Origin of the sequence: Ralstonia insidiosa (assembly GCF_008801405.1) — a bacterium.
Classification (GTDB): domain Bacteria; phylum Pseudomonadota; class Gammaproteobacteria; order Burkholderiales; family Burkholderiaceae; genus Ralstonia; species Ralstonia insidiosa.
This window is the reverse complement of sequence record NZ_VZPV01000003.1, coordinates 389638-409837: the sequence shown is the minus strand read 5'-3', so window position 1 is coordinate 409837 and position 20200 is coordinate 389638. Positions and strand designations below refer to the sequence as shown.

Sequence of the window (20200 nt, the reverse complement as noted above, 5' to 3'; positions counted from 1 at the left end):
AGGCCGTCAGCGCGGCGCCGTGTCCTGCGTTGCGCCGATCGCCCCGGTGGCGAGCGCCAGCGTAGCCGCAGCAGTACGCGCACCGCTGTAGGTGTCGACGTAGGCGTTCTTGGCCAGCAGCAACTGGTTTTGTGCCAGCAGCACGTCCGTGATCGACCCGACGCCGTGGCGGTATGCCGCCAGCGCTGCGTCGTAGGTCGTCTGGGCGGCGGCCACCAGCGCCTGCGCCGCTTCATGCGAGGTCAGGCTGGTCTGCAGCGTGTTTTGTCCGGCAACGATCTGGCGCACGGCCTCCTGCGTCGTGCGCAAGCGCTTGGCGGATGCACTTTCGGCATCGTTGCGCGCTTGTGCCAACACGGCGGAGCGCAAACCACCGTCATACAGCGGAATGGTCACGCCCACAAAGGCCCCCACGCCATAACGCGTGCCGTTGAGGTTCACAGTTGGCGCCTGCTGGCCGACCGGCGGGATAGCCGTGACGGCCGCACGGCCCGAGTTGTACGACGTCGAGGCGGATACAAACACCTTGGGCATGAACTCCGATTCCGCTGCCTGAATGCGCGACTGGCTGGCCTTTTCAGCCGCATAGGCAGTCAGCACATCAGGACGCCGGGCGATGGCATCGGCAACGATCTGGTCGACCGGGGTGCGCAACGCCGGGTTCAGCGTGCGGATCGGCAGGTCGGCAATCTTCGGCTTCGACAGCGGCGAGATGCCCACCGCAGAAAGCAACGCCAGATACCGGTCGCTCTCTGCCCCCTGCGCCTGCACTTGCGCCAGGTTGGCCTGCGCACGGTTTTGCGTGGCCTGCGCGACTTCGACCACGGTGCCGATTCCCTGCTTGTAGCGTGCCTTGGCGGCCACCAGGATCGCCTCGGCGTTGCTCAGCCCTTGCGCAGCTGTCACGGTGCGGGCGCGTGCCGCTTCATAGGCGTAGAACGCAACCGTCACGTCATAGATCACTTGCTGATGCACCGCAGTGAAACCGATGTTGGCTACCACCGATAGCTGCTCGGCGGCATCCAAACGCGCGGCGCGACCGCCAAAGTCGAACAACAGCCATTGCAGCGACAGCACCGACACCGTTCCGTGCACCGTGGTATCGGTGCTGGCGGTACCCAGCGGTGTCGACGATGAGCCATGCCCCGTCTGATACCCAGCCATGGCCGTGGCAGAGAGATACGGCAGATAGGCGCTCTTTGCGATGCCTGCCAAAAGCGCGGCATTACGGGCATCGTTCCATGCAACGCGCGTCAACGGATTGTTCGATTCGGCAACGTCGATCAGCTCGGGCAGCGCGTAGGCGTGTGCGGGGTCGAATGTGGCTGCAGGTGGAATTACCGCCGCAGCGGTGTTGGCCGGCAATATGTAGCCGCCCCGTCCCTCGTTCGGTGACGTGGGCAGTGATCGCGCACCTGGGATGATCTCGCCAGTGTCAGTCGTGCGTGGCTGCCACGGGCGATCGGGGCGATCCGGCGCCATGTCCAGTGCGGACGTCGCACACCCGGCCGTGACGGTAACGGCCAGGCTGAGGAAAACAGCCAACAGATCAGGCTGGCGCATGCGTCAGCGACTCCTTCGGTACGGCATCGGGGATCTCCCGCGCGATTCTTGCGAGGCGCTCGTCGGCCAACGCCAACAGCGCATCACGCGTGGTATCGGGTGTGGTGAGGGCTCCAGTGTCGATCGCAAACCCGCTCACGCCGGCACGCTCGGCCACACCGCGCAATCGCGCTTGCGAGGGGGCATCATCGGGCGTGTGCTCGGCGATCAGGAACAACGGGCCTTCGAGCGCTTCCAATTCGACCAGCGCGCGGCGGCGCTGCGCAATCCATTCCGATTCGGGGCGCACCCAGGTCGGTTCATACCGCAGCAGCGCGACGTTTGCTTCCAGCGCGCCTTGTTGCGCCATGGCCTGTGCAGCCAGCATGCGCCTTGGTGCAGTGCGTGCGGTGCGCAGGACGGTCTCCCACTGGCGCAGCAGTGCCGCCAATGCAGCATCCACCTGTCCGGCAATGCTCACCGGCCAGACCCGCGTGAACATCAGGTACACGACCACATTGCCCAGCAGGACGCCGATGATGCGGTCCCGCGCGATGGTCAGGTCAAATGCCGGCGCCGCGCCCTGCAGCACGCACAACAGAAAGGCAAAAGCGATCTGGAAGCCCGCATACGCAATACGCGGCGAGCCCTGCGCGACCCACGCCGCCAGCCATATGCCGACAAAGATCAGCGCCATCAGCTCGGTGACGGACGTCATGGCCGGCAGCACCCACACGATCGTCGCAATCCCCAACGCCGCCCCCACCAGACAGCCGGCGATGCGCAGTGTCAGCTTCTCAACCGTCTCCGCTGCGCTGCTCAGCGACACCACGTAGCACGTGATGAAGCAGGTGTGGATGCCGGACCAGTCGAGCTGCATGTACAGCAGGTAGCAGAACATCGCTGCGGCGGTGGTCTTCAGGGCGTAGCGCAGGTGGGCCGGGTTGGTGCGTGCGTCTGGCAGGAGGAAGCCACCACGCGCTTTGGGCGGTGCCGGTTCTGCGGCGGGCTCGTTGTCCACGACTGCAAAGTGGACGATGGCGGATTGCAATTCCGTCGCCACCGCACTTGCCAGCGGCGGCAGCGCAACGCCAGCGGGCAGCCTCAGCTCGATATCGACCGGATAGCCGCCCTGCTCCAGCATGTGCGCCATGGCGTGCAGTGTTTCGATGATCGGCGTGGCAACTGATTCAGGCAAGCGTGCCTGCGGTTCGCTGGCTGCCAGGTCCACCGCCATCAAAATGGCCGTGGTGGATGCCACCGCCTGCTGCAGCGCCGCCAAGTCGGTCGCCGAGGTCGACCCCTCTACCTTCGACAGACGTAACCACGTGGCAATTTGCTGGCTGCCTTCGCGCAGGCACGCGGTGAGCTCGGCAGGATCGGTGCCCGCCTCGCCCAGCTGTTGCGCTGCCAGGCGCAAGCGCCGGGCCAACGCCTGGCAAGCCAGCTTGCGTGGTGAGGGCCCCATCAGCAGGTTCACAACAATCACCACCCCAACCGGAATCGCCACCATCAGCCACGCATAGAGCAGCGCCCGCGTTGCCAGTTCACCCACCGGCGCAATCCCAAGTTCGTCCAGCCCGTACCCGACAATCATGGCCAGGATGGCCCCGACCGGGCGGAGCTTGCTGGCCGACGTCAAAAACAGCAAACCGACCGACAGCACGACCATCCACACCACGCGCCACATCGGTTCATCGATACAGAAGATGGCGATGACGATGATCAGCCCGAGCACCACCGTCACCAGCAGCAACATGGCGATCGACAGCACGATGCTCGTCACGCGGTCGGGGCGGATCATGAAGAACACCACGTAGGCCGAGATGGCGGCAAAGGGCGTGCCGTACATGCTCGTGACCAGCGTCGTCAGCGCGCAGATCAGGGCGATGCGGGTGGTGGCTTCCAACCTGCCCGGCGCGGGCGCCAGCAGCCGCAGCACCTCGCCGGGGCGAGGCCACGGCCCGCGTGCGATGTCACCGGCAGGCTGCGCCATGCTTGATCTCGACAATCGCGCTGGCACCTACCCGGACCAGATGGTCGGCCGGTTCCTCCAGGCGGATGCGCACCGGGAAGCGCTGCGCCACCCGCACCCAGTTCACCGACGGCTGGACGATGGGTAGCGTGCGCGGCAGGTTCACCCGATCCGCACCGGAAATGCCGGCACCGATGCCGTCCACCTTGCCGTGGATGGCCTGGCTGCGGTCGATCATGGAATACACCGTGGCGCAGTCGCCCACCTGGATGGCGGAGAGCGTGGTCTCGCGGAAGTTGGCGACGGCAAACCACTCGCCGGAGTGGATGAGCGTGAAGATCGACTGGTTGGGCGCGACCGTCTCGCCTGCCAGCACGGATAGGCCGGTGACCCAGCCATCGTGCGGTGCGCGCACCACGGTGTCTTCCAGCGCGTGCTGGGCGCGGGCCAGCGCAGCTTCGCGGGCGTGCAGCATGGCGATGGCATCGGCCTCGTCGCCAATGGTCTGCGCGCTGGCGCGCTTCTGCTCGTTGGCCTGCTGCAGCGAAATGGCGGCGTCACGCTGCGCCACCTGCGCTTGGTCCAGTTGCTGGGTGGGGACGTATCCCTGGGCGGCCAGCGGGGCCAGCCGATTGACGGTGCGTGAGGCCAGCTCGTAGTTGTAGGCGGCGCGGCTGCTTTGGTCAGACGCAATGCTGGCTTTGGAGCGCTCGCCGATCAGCGACCGACGCCGCGTATCGAGCGAGGCCTGGGCCAGTTCCAGATCGGCTTGGGCCTGTGCAACCGTCAGGCGATACGGTACGGGGTCGATTTCAAACAGCAGGTCGCCCTTCTTGACGTGCTGGTTCTCGGTCACGGCCAGTTTGACGATGCGACCGCCCACCGGCGTGGCAACGTGCACGACATCGGCGTCGATGGTCGCGTCGTCGGTGGAGGGGTAGCGCGAGGTGTGGACGTAGGCATAGACCGCCACTGCCACGCCGATCAGGATGATCGCCAGCGCGATCAGGTAACCGCGCAGTGCGGGTTTGTGCAGGCCGGCCATTTTCATAGGAGATGCCCCGAGCCAGACAGCCAGACGATCACGGCAATCACAACCCCGATCGCCACGCAGACAGAGAGCTGGAGCGGTATCCAGCTTGCCCACCCGGTCATGACCAGAACCCGATGCGCAATCAGCGCCCCCGCGGCGCCAATCAACCCGCTCAACAGCCAGAGCGGAAAATACGCACCAAAGATTGGATACGAAGGCGCGCTATGCGCGCTGCAGCCTTGAAGCGCAAACCCCAGGCCCGCCAGGGCAGGAGCCAGCAAGACGCGCGTCGGAATGGGCAGGTTTCGGCGTGGCATCAATGTCTCGGCGCCGCCCGCCAGCACGGCGCTGACTGGCTCGACGATGGATCAGGGCCGAGTCACTTTATCAGCACACCTTGCGCTTGACCAGTCGTAACAAACCAGGCCGCTGCGCCTGGGGCCGGAAGCCGATTCGCCCTATTTCTGCAGTTGCGCAGTGGTTGGTGCGGCAATGGCATTGGCGACGGGGGTGTCGTCCTTCAGATCGATGCCACTACGGCCAAGCGCTTGGGCCCCTTTGAGCAGAAAGACGAGTTTGTCCGCGGCTTGGTCATAGCCAAGCCCTGCGGGGCGAACGTTCGAGATGCAGTTGCGTTCGGCATCCGTGCGGCCAACGCGTGGCGCATGCGTGAGGTAGATCCCGAGGCTGTCCGGTGAACTCAGCCCAGGGCGTTCGCCGATAAGCATGACCACCTGCCGTGCACCCAGCAGTTCGCCAATCTCATCACCCAGCGCCACGCGGGACTGTTCTGCGATGACGACGGGGCCAATCGACCAGTCTGCTGGCAAGCGCTCGCGCACGCTGCGCAGGAGCAGCACGCCGTGGCTCTGTGCGGCGAGTGCGGAGAGACCATCGGCAATCACGAAAGCGGTATCGAACGGTTTGGCTGGTCGCGCCGCAGCAAGGCTGGCGCGGCTGGCGTCGCTCAGCCGGCGGCCGAGATCGGGCCGGCGCAGATACTGGGCCCGGTCTACGGCTGCGCTATGCACGACCAGGCTGGCGAAGCCCGCTTGTGCAAGCGCAGCTGCCACGGCTGGGCTGTCGAGTGGCTGGTGCACGGCATCGCGGGCTTGCGCGTGTGCCAGGCCAAAGGCGAGCACGGCATCGGTGGTCTGGCTGTTGCCGACCCGGCCCAGCGCGATGCGCGCATCGGTCAACGCACGCAAGTGCGCCCAAGGGTTGAGCTGAACGAGATTTCGCGTCGACATGGCGGCATTTACAGCGTGTGAGCCAGCTGCAGCAGCGGCTGGCGTGCGGTGGCGTCTTGCAGGCGGCCGGCCATGTCGACAATGCCCATGCCTTGCAGCCAGGCCTCGAACTCCGGTGCGGGCCGCAAGCCCAGCGTATCGCGCAGGTAGAGCGCATCATGAAACGACGTGCTCTGGTAGTTCAGCATGATGTCGTCCGCGCCCGGTACGCCCATGATGAAATGAATGCCCGCCACGCCAAACAACGTCAGCAGCGTATCCATGTCGTCCTGGTCGGCTTCAGCGTGGTTGGTGTAGCAGACGTCGCAACCCATCGGCAGCCCCAACAGCTTGCCGCAGAAGTGGTCTTCCAGCCCGGCACGGATGATCTGCTTGCCGTCATATAGATACTCCGGGCCGATGAAGCCCACTACCGTATTGACCAACAGCGGCGAGAACGCCCGCGCCACCGCGTACGCCCGCGCCTCCATGGTCTGCTGGTCGACACCGTGGTGTGCGTTGGCCGACAGCGCGCTGCCCTGCCCGGTTTCGAAGTACATCACGTTGTTGCCGACGGTTCCGCGTGCCAGGCTCTGCGCAGCGTCGTGCGCCTCCGTCAGCAGCGTCAGGTTGATGCCAAACCCCGCGTTGGCCTGCTCGCTGCCTGCAATGGACTGGAACACCAGATCCACCGGTGCCCCCTGCGCGATGGCACGCATCGTATTGGTTACGTGGGTCAGCACACAGGATTGCGTGGGAATGGCATAGCGCCCGCGCAACTCATCGACCAGTTGCAGCAGGGAGATGATGGCCCCCAAGTTGTCGCTGGCTGGGTTGATGCCGATGGTGGCGTCGCCGCAGCCATAGAGCAGCCCATCGATGATCGATGCGGCAATCCCCTTGGGGTCATCCGTCGGGTGATTGGGCTGCAGCCGGACAGATAAGCGACCGGGCAAGCCAATGGTGTTGCGAAAGCGCGTGACCACACGGCACTTGCGGGCCACCGCAATCAGGTCCTGATTGCGCATCAGCTTGCTGACCGCCGCTGCCATCTCCGGCGTAATACCGGGTGCCACCTTTGCCAGGGCCGCACTGTCGGTCTCATGCAGGAGAAGCCAGTTGCGGAATTCCCCCACCGTGAGTGACGCGACGGGTTTGAAAGCCTGGAGGTTGTGGCTGTCCAGAATCAGGCGCGTGACCTCGTCATGCTCATAAGGCACGAGCGCTTCATTCAGGAAAGTCGACAGCGGCACGTCGGCCAGGGCCATGCGCGCGGCCATGCGTTCGGCCTCGCTGGTGGCGGCCAGGCCGGCAAGGTAATCGCCCGAGCGCGCCGGGCTGGCCTTGGCCAGCAGCGTCTTGAGATCGTCGAACACATGGCGCTGTGCGCCGACGGTGTGGGAAAAGTGCATGATGGGATACACGCTTGATCAGTGCAGCGTTGTAACGTCTACCGTCTCACTTTAAGCGCCGGCAGCCCTGATGCCTATTCACACTGCGGGGTTGGTTCGCCTAGTGTTTGGAACGGCCACACTCCCCTCCCGGCCGCCCTCCTCCCCGCATTCTTTCGGTTTCCTGACAAAACCCGCCTAAAAAAGCCTGCCTAGACAGGGTTGGCCCTAAAGAAGTGCGCTTGGCTGCCGTCACATTGTGAAGAAACAACCGTTTGCGCGCGCGCGTTCTCACCCATGGCGACGACCAGCAGCACTTATATCCCACCGATTTCCATCCCTGGCATCGGTACAAGCATCGACGTCAACACCCTGGTCACCAAGCTGATGCAGGCTGAAGGCAAGGGGATGACGGTTCGTCAGAACCAGCAGAAGGTCTTCCAGGCTCAGCTTTCCGCCGTGGGTTCGCTCAAGGGCGCACTGTCGACCTTTCAGACGGCGATGGCCAACCTGACCAACGCCGATACCTTCAGCGGCATGAAGGCCAGCGGGCACGACACGTCGATCCTGAACGTCAACGTTGGCAGCACGGCGCCGTCGGGCACGTACAACGTCAAGGTGACGCAGCTTGCGCAGGCGCAGGTGCTGAGCGCGCAGGGTCAGGCATCCAATAAGGTGCCTGTCGGCAGCGGCACGCCCACCACGATTTCGTTCTCGTTCGGCACGGTATCGGGCGGCACCTTCACCAACGGCAAGTACGCCGGCGCCACGTTCACGCAGAACGGCAATCTGGCGGGCGGCTCCATCAAGATCGATGCGTCCAACAACACGTTGTCGGGCATTCGAGACGCCATCAACTCGGCCAACCTGGGCGTGTCGGCCAGCATCGTCAATGACGGCAGCGGCAATCCGTACCGCCTGGTGCTGACCTCCACCGCCGGCGGCGCCAATTCGGAGATGAAGATTTCGGTGTCGGGCGATTCGACGCTGCAATCGCTGCTGTCACACGATCCGGCCGGCACGCAAAACATGACCGAAGTGGCGACGGGCCAGAACGCCCTGGCCAACGTCAACGGCATCAATGTGCAAAGCCCCACCAACACCCTTACGGATGTGGTGGATGGCACGTCGTTCACACTGTCCAAGACCGGCAGCACAACAGTGACGGTCGGCAACGATGCGGGTCAGGCCAGCCAGTCGGTGCTGAACTTCGTCAAGGCTTACAACGCGCTGCGTATCCAGCTCAACGCGCTGACCAAGTTTGATACCGCCAACGCCGCCAACAACGGCGCGCTGGCGGGGGATGTCAGCACCAAGGCGCTCATCAACCAGTTAACGGACGTGCTGGGCCAGGGGATCGGCAACGGCGCGTTCCAATCGCTGGGCAGCATTGGCGTGACGATGGACAAAGAGGGCACGCTGTCGATCGACGACAGCAAGCTCACCGCGGCCCTCAAAAAATCGCCCGGCCAAGTGGCCGCCCTGTTTGCGGGCACCGGCACGGCAACGGACTCGATGCTCAAGGTCGCGGCGTTCTCCAAGACCACGCAGGCGGGCAACTACGCCATCAACGTCACGCAACTGGCCACGCAGGGTTCGCTCCAGGGCTCGGCGCCGGCCAATACGACCATCCAGAGCGGCGTGAACGACAGCCTGTCGGTCACGCTCAGCGGCATCACCACCAGCATCAAGGTGCCGGCCGGCAGCTATACGCCGCAGAGCCTGGCTGCTCAGGTGCAGAGCCAGATCAACGCATCGCCTGACCTGCAGAGGGCCAAGGTGGATGTGTCGATTGCGGCGGATGCCAACGGCGTGCTGACCTTCACTGACCGGCAATACGGCTCGATTTCAACTGTGTCGGTGTCGGGTAATGGCGCGGCGTCGCTGTTGGGCGGCAGCCCGACTGCAACGGCTGGGCGCGACGTGCAAGGCACCATCAACGGCGTGGCTGCTGCCAGCTCTGGGCAGAACCTGTACGGCGCCAACGGCTCTGCAGCCGACGGCCTGACCGTGCAGGTAGTGGGTGGCGCGTTGGGCGACCGTGGCAGCGTGACGGTCCAGCGTGGTTACGCAGCACAACTGCACACCGTATCGACCAACCTGCTGGCCGACAAAGGCATGGTGCAGAACGCCACCGACGCCATCAACAGCTCGCTGACGTCGCTGTCCAACCAGATGACGCAGATGCAGCGCCAGTTGGACGCCAAGCAGGCGCTCTACTACGCGCAGTTCAACGCGCTGTCGAAAGTCGTTGCCGGCATGACGAACACCAGTAACTACCTGACGCAGCAATTGGCGATACTGCAGAAGCAGCGTACGGGCGGCTGACGCGTCAACTAAGCCGTGCGTTGCGCGGCGCCCGCATGACCGATGCGGGCCAGCACCACTTTCAGCTCCGGCGGTGGCGTGAGTTGGGCCAGCAGCCATTGCACAGCGTCGGCCAGCTCATCTCGGTTGTAATCAGCGGCAAAGCTGTGCAGCGTTGCGCCATGCAGGAACAGGCGCAGCGCCAGCAATTCGGGTTGCGGCGGGCCATTCGGGTCTTGCCCGAACAGCCGCTCCGGCACGGTCGCCAGCAGGGGCCCGACGGCCTGGGCCAGCCGCTCGTCGCCGCGCGACGCCATCCACACCTCCAGAATCGCCAGTGACGTATGCCGCTGGCGCCGCTGCACCAGCATGTGCAACATCAGGTGCATCCGCACACTGGCCGATAGCGGCCCCAGCGCCGCCAGCTGCGCCACCTCCCGATCCAGCAGCGATGCCACCATCGCAGGAAGCAAGTCGTATCGCCCTTCTGGAAATTGATGCCGCAGCGAACCACGGCTGATGCCGGCGAGTTCACACACCCGCGCCTCGCCAAAGGCTGCGTAGCCCTGCTCGATCAGCAATTGGGTGGAGGCATCGATCAGCGCCTGCCTCGTGGCGGTGGTGCGTTCTGCTTGGGTGGCCATGGGCGCAATTGTAAATAAGTCCGCGCGTGATACCGCTTATTACGGGGTGCACACGGCGTTTTTGTCACAAAACAAACATACAAGTTTGTTTATATCTGGCGCGCGCCGGCGTACCGAGCCAAAGCGCCGGCGCGCCATACCCACAAGATAAGGACAATCTCGATGTTCAAGCTTCCCCGAGCGGGCTGGCTGGTGGCCTCATGCGCGGCCGTTGCCACCGCACTCCTCGTTGCGGCATGCGGTACCGGCGATGGTGGCAACACCAGCACCACTGCCGCTGTCCCCGCGCCTACCCCGGCGGCGCCTGCCCCCAAGACCATCCAGTCGATCAAGCACGTGTTTGTGATCACGCTGGAAAACCAGAACTATGCGACCACGTTTGCCGCCAACTCCAAGGCGCCTTACCTGTCGCAAACGCTGGTGAGCCAGGGCGCGCACCTGCAGCAGTACTACGGCACCACGCACGTAAGCCTGGGCAACTACGTTGCCATGCTGAGCGGCCAGGCTGTTACGCCGGATACGCAGATGGACTGCCAGGTCTACAAGGACTTCGCCCTCTCGGGCATGGCTGACCATGGCCAGGCTATCGGCACGGGCTGCGTGTACCCCACCTCCATCAAGACCCTGCCTGATCAGCTCAAGGCCGTGGGCCTGACTTGGAAGGGCTACATGGAAGACATGGGCAACGACCCCACGCGTGAGTCCGCCACCTGCGGCCACCCGACGCTGAACACGCAGGACAAGACGCAGTCGGCACAGGCCGCGACGGCTGGCGGTACGCCGGCCGACATGTACGCCACGCGCCACAACCCGTTTGCGTACTTCCACTCGATCATCGACTCGCCGGACTGCGCGACCAATGTGGTCAACCTGAACGGCCTGGCGACGGATCTGCAGTCGATCAACACCACCGCCAACTTCACCTTCATCACGCCCAACCTGTGCAACGACGGCCACGATTCGCCATGCGTGACGGGTGCGCCGGGCGGGCTGGTGTCGGCCGATGCCTTCCTGCAGAAGTGGGTGCCGCTGATCATGGCTTCGCCGGCGTACCAGCAAGACGGTCTGCTCATCATCAACTTTGATGAAAGCGCCTATGCGTCGCAGACGATGGATACGACCACCACGCCGCCCACGCTCACCATGACCTTCACCGGCCAGACCTGCTGTAACCAGCAGCCGGGCCCGAACGTGACGTTCCCGATCACGCAGAGCTTCCCGGCATCGGTGTCGCACTACCCGTACAACATCAACCTGGTGACACAGAGCCACGGTGGCGACCGCACGGGTGCAGTACTGCTCTCGCCGTTCATCAAGCCGGGCACGGTGTCGACCACGCAATACAACCACTACGCATTGCTCAAGACGCTGGAAGACATCTTCCAGGTGGGCGGCTACCTCGGCTATGCGAGCCAGGAAGGCCTGCAGTCGATGGGCAGCGACGTGTTCACCAACCTTAACTAACCTTTGGTCTGCGGCGGTTTTGCCGCTACGCAGATATGACCGCCGGGGTTCGCGCTCCGGCGGTTTGTCGTTTCCATGACAGACTTCATTGCACGTTCCAAGCGCTTGGGCATGGTGGCCGGCGCCCTACTCCTGGCCCTGTTGGCTGGTTGCCAACAGAAAGATGCCCCCTCCGCCAACACTGCGCAGGCCGTCCGTATGCCGGATGCCGCCACGCTGGCGCAGTTGGGCAAAGCGATGTTCTTCGACCGCGCGCTGTCGGCGTCGGGCCGGCAATCCTGCGCAAGCTGCCACGACCCTGCCCACGGGTACGGGCCGCCCAATGCACTGGCGGTGCAGCTTGGCGGGCCGAACCTTGACCGCCAGGGCAAGCGCGCCACGCCCAACCTGACCTATACGCTCAACCAGACACCGATCTGGCACAAGGTGCAGGCCGCCAGCCTGACCGAGCGATTGACCGAAACCGACAGCCCGCCCACCGGCGGCCTGATGTGGGATGGCCGCTTCAATTCACTGCGCGATCAGGCCGCCGGCCCAATGCTCGACCCGGACGAGATGGCCAACGAGAGCCGTGCTGCCGTGGTGGAAAAGCTCAAGCGCGCACCCTACGCCGACGCATTCCGCGCAGCGTTCGGCGCCAGCGCATTCGACAACCCGGATCAAGCGTTCGACCACGCCATGCGTGCACTGGAACGCTTCGAACTGGACGACCCCAGCTTCCACCGCTACGACAGCAAGTTCGACGCATACCTGGATGGCAAGGGAACGCTGAGCGCCGCCGAGCAACGTGGCCTCCAGCTCTTCGCCAACCCCGACAAGGGCAACTGCGCGTCATGCCACCTGATCAGCAAGGGGGCTGATGGCTCGCATCCGCTGCTGACTGACTACCAGTTCGCCGTGCTTGCCGTGCCGCGCAACCCGGAGATTGGCGCCAATGCCGATCCGGCCTACTACGACCTCGGCCTGTGTGGCCCGAAGCGACAGGACCAGGCACATCAGACTGCTTACTGCGGCATGTTCAAGACACCCAGCCTGCGCAACACTGCCAAGCGCGGCGCGTGGTTCCACAACGGGCGGATGCACAGTCTGGAAGATGCGGTGCGCTTCTATGTGGAGCGCGACCTGAAACCCGCGAAGTGGTACAGCCGCGATGCCCGCGGCAAGACCGTCGCCTATGACGATCTGCCCCCCGCCCTGCGCGGCAACATCGACGATGTGGACCCGCCGTTCAACCGCCGTGCAGGGGAAAAACCTGCGTTGAACGACCAAGAGATCCGCGACGTGGTGGCTTTCCTGAAAACACTGAACGACGGTTATCCGCCATAACTGCGACGGGTTGAGGAGGTATTCGGGAGCATCGTCGCGCCTATCAGGTCAGTCGATGTCACATTCGTGATGGCCAATCCGTCATCAGGGTGTCGTGTCGCCAGTGGCACGGCAAGCGAAGATGCGGCCGGCCAGAGGCATGTGGTTGGTCGCATCACGTCAACCAACCTGATCCGCCTGTCCCGATGACCTTCTTCCTCGACTCTTCCTCCACGTCTGCGCGCCGGTGGTCAACCAGCCTGCGCATCGCCGTTGCCACGCTGGGCAGTCTGATCGCGCTTGCCGCAGGCGGCTGCGCTTGGCAGTACCAGCAGGAGGCCGCCACTGCGCGCACGGCCCCCGGCCAACGCGTGCTGATTGGTGACCGGCATCTGCATTTGTACTGCACCGGCCAGGGTGCACCGACGCTGGTGCTCGAAGCCGGCATGGCGGGTTGGTCACAGGATTGGGCCTGGGTGCAGGACGGCCTGGCAGCCGGCGGGCGAGTCTGCAGCTATGACCGTGCCGGCTATGGCTGGTCGGACGCAGCACCCGCACCGCGCCTCGGCATGCAGGCGGTCGACGATTTGCGGCGTGCGCTGCTTGCTGCGGGCGAAGCGCCACCCTGGCTGCTGGCGGGTCACTCGATGGGCGGTCTGTTGGTCGGCATGCACGCGCGCGCCTACCCGGCAGATGTAGCAGGCCTGGCCTTTATCGACGCGGTCGGGCGCGACTATGCCGCGCAGTTCCCTCCCGATCGTTACGCCCGCTTCCGGAAAGACCTCGGTCGCCTGCTTGCACTCAGCGATACGCTGGCGCCGCTGGGGGTACTGCGATTGGTTAACCAGCCGGCCTCGCTCATTGCCCAGCGCCTGCCGGATGCGCAGCGTGCCAGCGCGGTTGACTGGTCATTTTCTGCGCGCCACTACCGAACCCTGCGAGATGAGAATGCCGGCTTCGATGCCGTATTGGAGCAGGCACGTGCACTGCCGGCCCTGCCGCCGGTACCGACCGTGGTACTCAGCAGCGCGGTGATGCGCGACTTCCCGGCGGGCCTGGAAGACGAGACCATGCACGCCGCCTGGCAGGGCAACCAGCAGAGCATTGCGCGGGAGGCTGGCGTCTCGCCCGAGGTGTTGGCCGGCAGTGGCCATTACCTGCACGTCGACCAACCTGACCGTGTGGTAGCGTTGCTTTCGACTTGGCGCGAAACGGCGCGCCACCGATTGGAGACCACCCGATGAGCGGCTCCCAAGCCGATGCCAAGCCAGCCGAGGGCGCGCATCTGCGCATCTTCGAAGACCAGCGCCCACGCCTGCTGGCATTGGCGTGGCGCATGCTAGGCGCGCGCAGCGAGGCGCAGGACCTGGTGCAGGCGCTCTGGCTGCAATGGCAGGACACGCCCTTGGTCGGCCTGCACGAACCCGCAGCCTACCTGACCCGCATGGCCACCCATGCCTGTATCGATCAGCTACGAAGCGCGCAGCGCCAGCGCGAGCACTATGTCGGCATATGGCTGCCCGAGCCCGTGCTTGAGCAGAGCGGCATGGCGGCGGCGACTGAACATCGCGGTGCCGATCCGCTGGCCCACCTGTCCCATGCCGAGGATGTCTCCACGGCGTTCCTGCTTGCGCTTGAGCGCCTGACACCGCTCGAGCGCGCCGCCTTCCTGCTGCACGATGTGTTTGAGTTGCCCTTCGATGAGGTGGCGGCGCGTCTCGGCCGCGATACCGCTGCCTGCCGGCAACTGGCCGCGCGGGCCCGGGGGCATGTGCGGCGCGAATACGTACGTTGCGAGCTTGACCAGACCCAGGTCGATGCGCTGCTGCAGGCCTTTGAGACGTCACTGCAGGCGGGCGACCCGGACGCGCTGGCAGCGCTGCTGTGTGACGAGGCCACCTTGATGAGCGACGGTGGAGGTCGCGTGGCAGCCATTCCGCGTCCGGTGCGCGGCAATGCTGCGGTCGCCCGGGTGCTGTGCGGACTGGTCGAGAGTTGGCGCCGCCGCGAGCCGGGAGGCGACCTGCGGCGCGCCCGGATTAACGGCCAGCCTGGCTACTTGCTGTACGACACCAGCGGCCGCCTGGAGCTTGCCGCCACACTGCACTGGCAGGCAGATGGCCGTGTGGCCAGCATCCATCTGGTGCGCAATCCCGACAAGCTGGGCGCCAGCCTGCACGCTTGATGGAAGCGCGCAGGGAAGTCGTTTCCGTTCAGCCAGCGCCGTAGTGCACGGCCAGCCAGACGGTCGGTCGGCTGGTATCAGTCCACGCTACCCGGTGCCGGCAATGCGCGGGCAGGTGCAGCCAAGCACCCCGCCTTAACAAGCGCGGTTCCGTTTCGCCCTCAATCTGCACCGCCGCACTGCCCTCCAGCAGCAGTACCCATTCTTCCTGGGCACTGTCGTACCAGAAGCTGGGCGGGCTGGCCTGCCCATTGGAGACGATGCGCTCGATCTTCAGCCCGGGGCGCTCCAGCAGCGCGGTGAAGACCTCTTCGGGAGCACCGGTCGGTACATCAGTGAAGAGATTGCCCTGGTTCTCGCCCATCGCTTGTCTCCATGCGGTGGCGGCGCTTAATCGCCACCGCCCGGGGCCAGCACTTCGCGTTGACCGTTGCGACCCATCGGCGACACCAGCCCTGCGGCTTCCATCTGCTCGATGAGCCGCGCGGCGCGGTTGTAGCCGATGCGCAGCTGCCGCTGCACGGAAGAAATCGAAGCGCGACGCGTGTTCAGCACAAACGCAGCGGCTTCGTCGTAGAGCGGGTCAGCTTCCACGTCGCCGCTTTCGCCACCGAACAGGTCGCCGCTCGCGGCAGCTTCGCCCGGGTCGCCGGCCAGGATGGCTTCGTCGTACTCGGGCTCGCCGAACTGCTTCCAGTGCTCGACCACGCGGTGAACTTCTTCATCGGCGACAAACGCACCGTGCACGCGCTGCGGATAGCCGGTGCCCGGCGGCAGGAACAGCATGTCGCCCTGGCCGAGCAGCGATTCGGCGCCCATCTGGTCGAGAATCGTGCGCGAGTCGATCTTGGACGACACTTGGAACGCCACGCGCGTCGGGATATTGGCCTTGATCAGGCCGGTGATGACGTCCACCGACGGCCGCTGGGTTGCCAGAATCAGGTGGATGCCGGCCGCGCGCGCTTTTTGCGCCAGCCGCGCAATCAGCTCTTCGATCTTCTTGCCAGCCACCATCATCAGGTCAGCCAGCTCGTCGATCACCACCACGATCAACGGCAGCGTGGAGAGCGGCTCCGGCGCTTCAGGCGTCAGCGAGAACGGGTTCGGCACCTTGCGGCCGGCCTGCTCGGCGGCGCGGATCTTCTGGTTATAGCCGGCCAGGTTGCGCACGCCCAGCGCGGACATCAGGCGGTAGCGCTTCTCCATCTCGCCCACGCACCAGTTGAGCGCGTGCGCGGCCTGCTTCATGTCGGTCACGACCGGCGCCAGCAGATGCGGGATGCCCTCGTACACCGAAAGCTCCAGCATCTTCGGGTCGATCATGATCATGCGCACGTCGTCGGGCGTAGCCTTGTACAGCATCGACAGGATCATCGCGTTGACGGCCACCGACTTGCCCGAGCCCGTCGTGCCGGCCACCAGCAGGTGCGGCGCGCGTGCCAGGTCCGTCACCACCGGGTTGCCGGTGATGTCCTTGCCCATGGCCAGCACCAAGTGCGAGGCGTGCGACTGGAAATCCGCCGCGTTCACGACTTCCGACAGGCGGATCATTTCGCGGCGGGCGTTGGGCAGCTCCAGGCCCATGCAGGTCTTGCCGGGGATGGTTTCAACCACGCGGATGGAGGTCACGCCCAGCGCGCGCGCCAGATCCTTCATCAACCCCACCACCTGCGCACCGCGCACACCGATGGCCGGGTCGACCTCAAAACGCGTGATGACCGGGCCAGCCGAGGCACCGACCACGGTCACCGGCACCTTGAACTCGGCCAGGCGCTGGGTGATCAGGTTGCTGGTTTCGTCCAGGTGTTCGGGGGAGACGGCCTCGGTGTTGGCGGAAGCGGCCGTCAACAGAGCGACGCCCGGCAGCCGGTAGTCCACATGGCGCGGCACGACAGGGGCCGGCGCAGGCACGGGGGCAGCCACGGCAGCGGCCTGCGGCGCCGCGCGCGAGACCACGTTGCCCACCACAGCGGGCAGAACGATGCGCGGCTTGGTGGCCGGTGCTGCAACGGGCGATGGCTCCAGCTCTTCCAGCGATGGCTCGGGAACGGCGGCCTCAGGCATCGGCAACGCCTCGACAATCGGCTCCGGTTCGGTGGCTTCGATTTCGACTTCGGCGTCGACTCCAGCTTCGACAGCGATCGGTGCCAGCTCGGGCGTCGCAGGCGCAGGTGCAGGTGTGATCAGCTCGCGCAGTTCCGCCAGCAGTGCTTCGGCTTCCTGGCGCACCGCCTCCAGATCCACCGTCTGCACCTCGGGTGCCGCTTCCTGTGTCTCAACGGTCTCCACTTCCGGATGGTCTGTCATGACTGCTTCGACAACAGGTTCATCGGCGGCCTTGGGTGGCTCGGGAGGTGGTTCGACTTGCGCGGTGGCAGGCGCCGGTTGCATTTGCTGGCGCAGTCCCAGCTGAGGCTGATGGAACGGGCTACTGACGATCGTGGCACGCGGCTTGGGGCGAGCCGGGGCGGATGCAGGCGCAGGCGCCGGTGAAGGTGTCGCTAAAGGTGTCGAGGTCGCGGCCGCTTTTGTGTCGACGGCAGGATTGGCAGACGCAGCCTTCTGCGCATCGAGCAGCGGCCAGATCTCACCAGGCTGCGGCGGCGACGGACGCGTGCGAGGGGGTGGTTGCCACGTCGGCTGGCGGCGGGCAGAAACGGCTTCGATGCCACGGTGGCGTACGGTCGGCTGCGCAGGGCCGGCGTTGCCGGTCCAATGGGCTTGCGCAGCGCCGCCCAGGCCAAGCGCAGTCGGCTTCAGGCTCTCGTCGTGCGGTTCTTCATGATCCGGGGCGGGCTCGTCGAGTGCGTCTTCCTGCACGGCGCGGCTACGGTTGAACAGCTGCCGCCACGATCGTCCAAACACCATGGGTGCCACCCAGACCAGCACGCCGAGCATCAGCAGGAAGGCGCCAGTCCAGCCCAGCATGTGGGAGAACAGCGCCGACAGCGCGCGCCCTGCCGCTCCACCGGCCTTGTCCTGCGGATCGGCGCCCGAGGTGAGCGCTTCGAGCGTTGCGCTGGTGCACAGCGCCACAACCGTGACCAGCCAGAGCCGCACGGTGCCCCGGCCCTTGAGAAAGCCGCGCTCCCCCGCCAGTGCCCGCGTCGCATACCGCCACACCATCGGCAGCAGCCACACGGTAGAAATGCCAAACCAGCCAAGCCCCATTTCGAAATGCCATCTGCGAATCCAAGCCCGCGATTGTAGCGGGCGGGCGCGGGCAAAATGAAAACGCCCAGCCAAAAAATACATGGCTGGGCGCTTCGTGTGGCGGTGTCGACGTCAGCGCGTACCGCTGGGTGTGGCTGAGCGCATGCCAACTGCCCAGCGCACCTGCGGCAGAACACGGGGCGTTGCGCTGTGTGGGGCGGTACTGCGGTTAGCAGTGCATGGCAGGTTCCGGTAGTCCTGTCACGCCCGGGCGCACGGCAAACGTGGCGCCCGAGAGCGGGTCGTTGTCGATACGGATCGACGTGACGAACAGGGTGTCCAGCCCCGGCCCGCCAAAGGCACACATGGCGGGTTTGGCGGCGGGAATGGCAATGCTGCGATCGAGTCGGCCGTCCGGCGTAAAACGGTGGACGAGTCCGGCGTCGTTGCCGCAGATCCAGTAGCAACCGTCGGCATCCACGGCGGCGCCATCGGGGCGACCGGGGTGGGCGCGCATGTCGATGAAGACGCGGCGGTTATGCGGCGTGCCGGTGTCGATATCGTAGTCGAATGCCCAGACGGTCTGGCGGCTGGCGTGTGAATCCGACAGGTACATCGTGCCGCCATCGGGGCTGAAGGCCAGGCCGTTCGGGACAATCAGGTCATCGATGACGGCGTCCACACGGCGCGCGGCGGCATCGAAGCGATACAGCTTGCCGGCGGGCACACCCAACGCGGTGTCGAACACCATCGTGCCCGCCCAGAGGCGGCCTTGACGGTCGCATCGGCCATCGTTGAAGCGCATGTCGGGGCGCGCATGTTCCACCGTGGCGAGGCGCTCCAGCGGTGCAAGCGCAACGTCTGCTTTCGGCTGCTGCGCGCGGAAGATGCCGGTCTCCATGGCCAGGGCCCAGCCGCCGGAGGTCATGGCGATGCAGCCTGCCATTTCGGGCAACGTCCATGCGTCGCAATGGCCTGTGGATGCGCTCCAGCGCCACAGCGTGCGTCCGGGAATGTCTGTCCAATACAGCGCCTGCTCGCCGGCATGCCACACCGGGCTCTCGCCGACACCGCAGTGCATCGTGCCGATGCGTTCTACATTTGCATGCATCGGGTCAGTCTCCGAACGGGCCGGCTTTGACGAAAGCGCCGCCCTGATACAGCGCCGCCGGGTCGTCCGCGGGCAGCGGTGGTTGTGCCTCTACCTGTGCGCGGAAGATCTCGCTGGTCTCGGTGGGTACATAGCCGAGGTGGGCAGCGTTGCGATTGTCCCACCAGCGGTCTCGGTTGGCCGACATGCCGTAGACCACCGTAAAACCAACCTTTGGCACAAATACGGCGCGGCGGATCAGTTGCTCCAGATCGTCGTAGCCCAGCCACGTGACCAGCATGCGACGGTCCTGGGGCTCGGCAAACGACGAGCCAATACGGATGGCCACCGTCTCAATGCCATAGCGGTTGAAATAGAAGCTGGCGAGCTGTTCGCCAAAGACCTTGCTCAAACCGTAGTAGCCATCGGGCTTGGTCGGCACCGTGTTGTCGATGACCTCGCCCTGCTTGTAGAAGCCGATGGTGTGATTGGAGCTGGCGAACACGATGCGGCGCACACCGTGACGGCGTGCGGCCTCGTACAGGTTGTAGACGCCCTGGATGTTGGCCGGCAGGATCTCTTCAAATGGGCGCTCGACCGAGATGCCGCCCAGATGAACGATGGCATCCGTGCCTGCTACGAGTGCGTCAACTGCGTGCGGATCGGCCAGGTTGCAAGGGATGACCTCCTCGCCCTTGCGCGCGGCGCCCAGGTCTGAGATGTCGGAAATGCGCAGCACGTCAGCGTACTTCGGCAGGCGCTCGCGCAGCACCTTGCCCAGATTGCCGCCCGCGCCCGTCAGCAGCAGACGATGGCAGCGAGTGGTGATGCCTGCCAGCGGATCGGCTTGTACAGGCGTGTCGGTATGGGTCACAGTCATAG

The 20200-nt window shown here is 65.2% G+C and carries 16 protein-coding genes; 5 read left to right on the top strand and 11 right to left on the bottom strand.

All coding sequences use genetic code 11. The annotated features are described in order from the left end of the window. Positions 1–6: 6 nt before the first annotated feature. From F7R11_RS23980 to F7R11_RS23955, 6 genes are all read right to left on the bottom strand, one after another. Positions 7–1563 (bottom strand): TolC family protein, encoded by a 1557-nt coding sequence (locus tag F7R11_RS23980; RefSeq protein ID WP_064807196.1) that lies wholly within the window; start codon positions 1561–1563, stop codon positions 7–9. Further along, complete coding sequence (locus F7R11_RS23975; protein WP_064807200.1) at positions 1550–3538, bottom strand: FUSC family protein; 1989 nt, start codon at positions 3536–3538, stop codon at positions 1550–1552. Before F7R11_RS23975 ends, F7R11_RS23980 begins: the two co-directional genes overlap by 14 nt. Beyond that, positions 3519–4568 (bottom strand): multidrug transporter subunit MdtN, encoded by a 1050-nt coding sequence (gene mdtN / locus F7R11_RS23970; RefSeq protein WP_064807203.1) that lies wholly within the window; start codon positions 4566–4568, stop codon positions 3519–3521. The genes F7R11_RS23975 and mdtN overlap by 20 nt, the downstream gene beginning before the upstream one ends. Next, positions 4565–4867 carry a YtcA family lipoprotein gene (locus F7R11_RS23965; RefSeq protein ID WP_064807206.1) on the bottom strand — a complete coding sequence of 101 codons (303 nt, stop codon included), beginning with the start codon at positions 4865–4867 and terminating at the stop codon, positions 4565–4567. The genes mdtN and F7R11_RS23965 overlap by 4 nt, the downstream gene beginning before the upstream one ends. 141 nt (positions 4868–5008) lie before the next feature. Next, positions 5009–5800 carry an ethanolamine ammonia-lyase subunit EutC gene (eutC, locus tag F7R11_RS23960; protein WP_064807208.1) on the bottom strand — a complete coding sequence of 264 codons (792 nt, stop codon included), beginning with the start codon at positions 5798–5800 and terminating at the stop codon, positions 5009–5011. An 8-nt stretch (positions 5801–5808) separates the two neighbouring features. Beyond that, complete coding sequence (locus F7R11_RS23955; protein ID WP_064809037.1) at positions 5809–7191, bottom strand: ethanolamine ammonia-lyase subunit EutB; 1383 nt, start codon at positions 7189–7191, stop codon at positions 5809–5811. A 276-nt stretch (positions 7192–7467) separates the two neighbouring features. Between F7R11_RS23955 and fliD the strand changes: the two genes are divergently transcribed. Next, positions 7468–9498, top strand: a complete 2031-nt coding sequence (gene fliD, locus F7R11_RS23950; protein WP_064807209.1) for a flagellar filament capping protein FliD — start codon at positions 7468–7470, stop codon at positions 9496–9498. An 8-nt stretch (positions 9499–9506) separates the two neighbouring features. On the opposite strand, the gene F7R11_RS23945 is transcribed toward fliD, so the two are convergent. Continuing rightward, complete coding sequence (locus F7R11_RS23945; RefSeq protein ID WP_064807210.1) at positions 9507–10121, bottom strand: TetR/AcrR family transcriptional regulator; 615 nt, start codon at positions 10119–10121, stop codon at positions 9507–9509. A gap of 162 nt (positions 10122–10283) precedes the next feature. Here F7R11_RS23945 and F7R11_RS23940 point away from each other — a divergent pair, with 162 nt between their 5' ends. The 4 genes from F7R11_RS23940 to sigJ all read left to right on the top strand — a co-directional run bounded on the left by F7R11_RS23940 (position 10284) and on the right by sigJ (position 15075). After that, positions 10284–11585 carry an alkaline phosphatase family protein gene (locus F7R11_RS23940; RefSeq protein WP_064807214.1) on the top strand — a complete coding sequence of 434 codons (1302 nt, stop codon included), beginning with the start codon at positions 10284–10286 and terminating at the stop codon, positions 11583–11585. 75 nt (positions 11586–11660) lie between these two features. Continuing rightward, the gene (locus F7R11_RS23935) at positions 11661–12911 is read left to right on the top strand and encodes a cytochrome-c peroxidase (protein WP_082932920.1); all 1251 of its coding nucleotides are present in this window, start codon (positions 11661–11663) and stop codon (positions 12909–12911) included. Positions 12912–13096: 185 nt separating this feature from the next. Then, positions 13097–14134: an alpha/beta fold hydrolase gene (locus tag F7R11_RS23930; RefSeq protein WP_064807215.1), complete on the top strand. Its 1038-nt coding sequence runs from the start codon at positions 13097–13099 to the stop codon at positions 14132–14134. After that, positions 14131–15075 (top strand): RNA polymerase sigma factor SigJ, encoded by a 945-nt coding sequence (gene sigJ / locus F7R11_RS23925; protein WP_064807217.1) that lies wholly within the window; start codon positions 14131–14133, stop codon positions 15073–15075. Before F7R11_RS23930 ends, sigJ begins: the two co-directional genes overlap by 4 nt. 28 nt (positions 15076–15103) lie before the next feature. Here the strand turns inward: sigJ and F7R11_RS23920 are convergent, their stop codons facing one another. The 4 genes from F7R11_RS23920 to F7R11_RS23905 form a co-directional block, all read right to left on the bottom strand. After that, entirely contained in the window at positions 15104–15439 is a 336-nt protein-coding gene (locus F7R11_RS23920) for a cupin domain-containing protein (RefSeq protein WP_064807220.1), read from the bottom strand. A 26-nt stretch (positions 15440–15465) separates the two neighbouring features. Beyond that, positions 15466–18246 (bottom strand): FtsK/SpoIIIE family DNA translocase, encoded by a 2781-nt coding sequence (locus F7R11_RS23915; RefSeq protein ID WP_064807222.1) that lies wholly within the window; start codon positions 18244–18246, stop codon positions 15466–15468. A gap of 211 nt (positions 18247–18457) precedes the next feature. After that, positions 18458–19339, bottom strand: coding sequence for an SMP-30/gluconolactonase/LRE family protein (locus F7R11_RS23910; protein ID WP_064807223.1), 882 nt, complete (start codon positions 19337–19339; stop codon positions 18458–18460). A gap of 4 nt (positions 19340–19343) precedes the next feature. After that, complete coding sequence (locus F7R11_RS23905) at positions 19344–20198, bottom strand: NAD-dependent epimerase/dehydratase family protein (RefSeq protein WP_064807224.1); 855 nt, start codon at positions 20196–20198, stop codon at positions 19344–19346. Positions 20199–20200 lie beyond the last annotated feature (2 nt).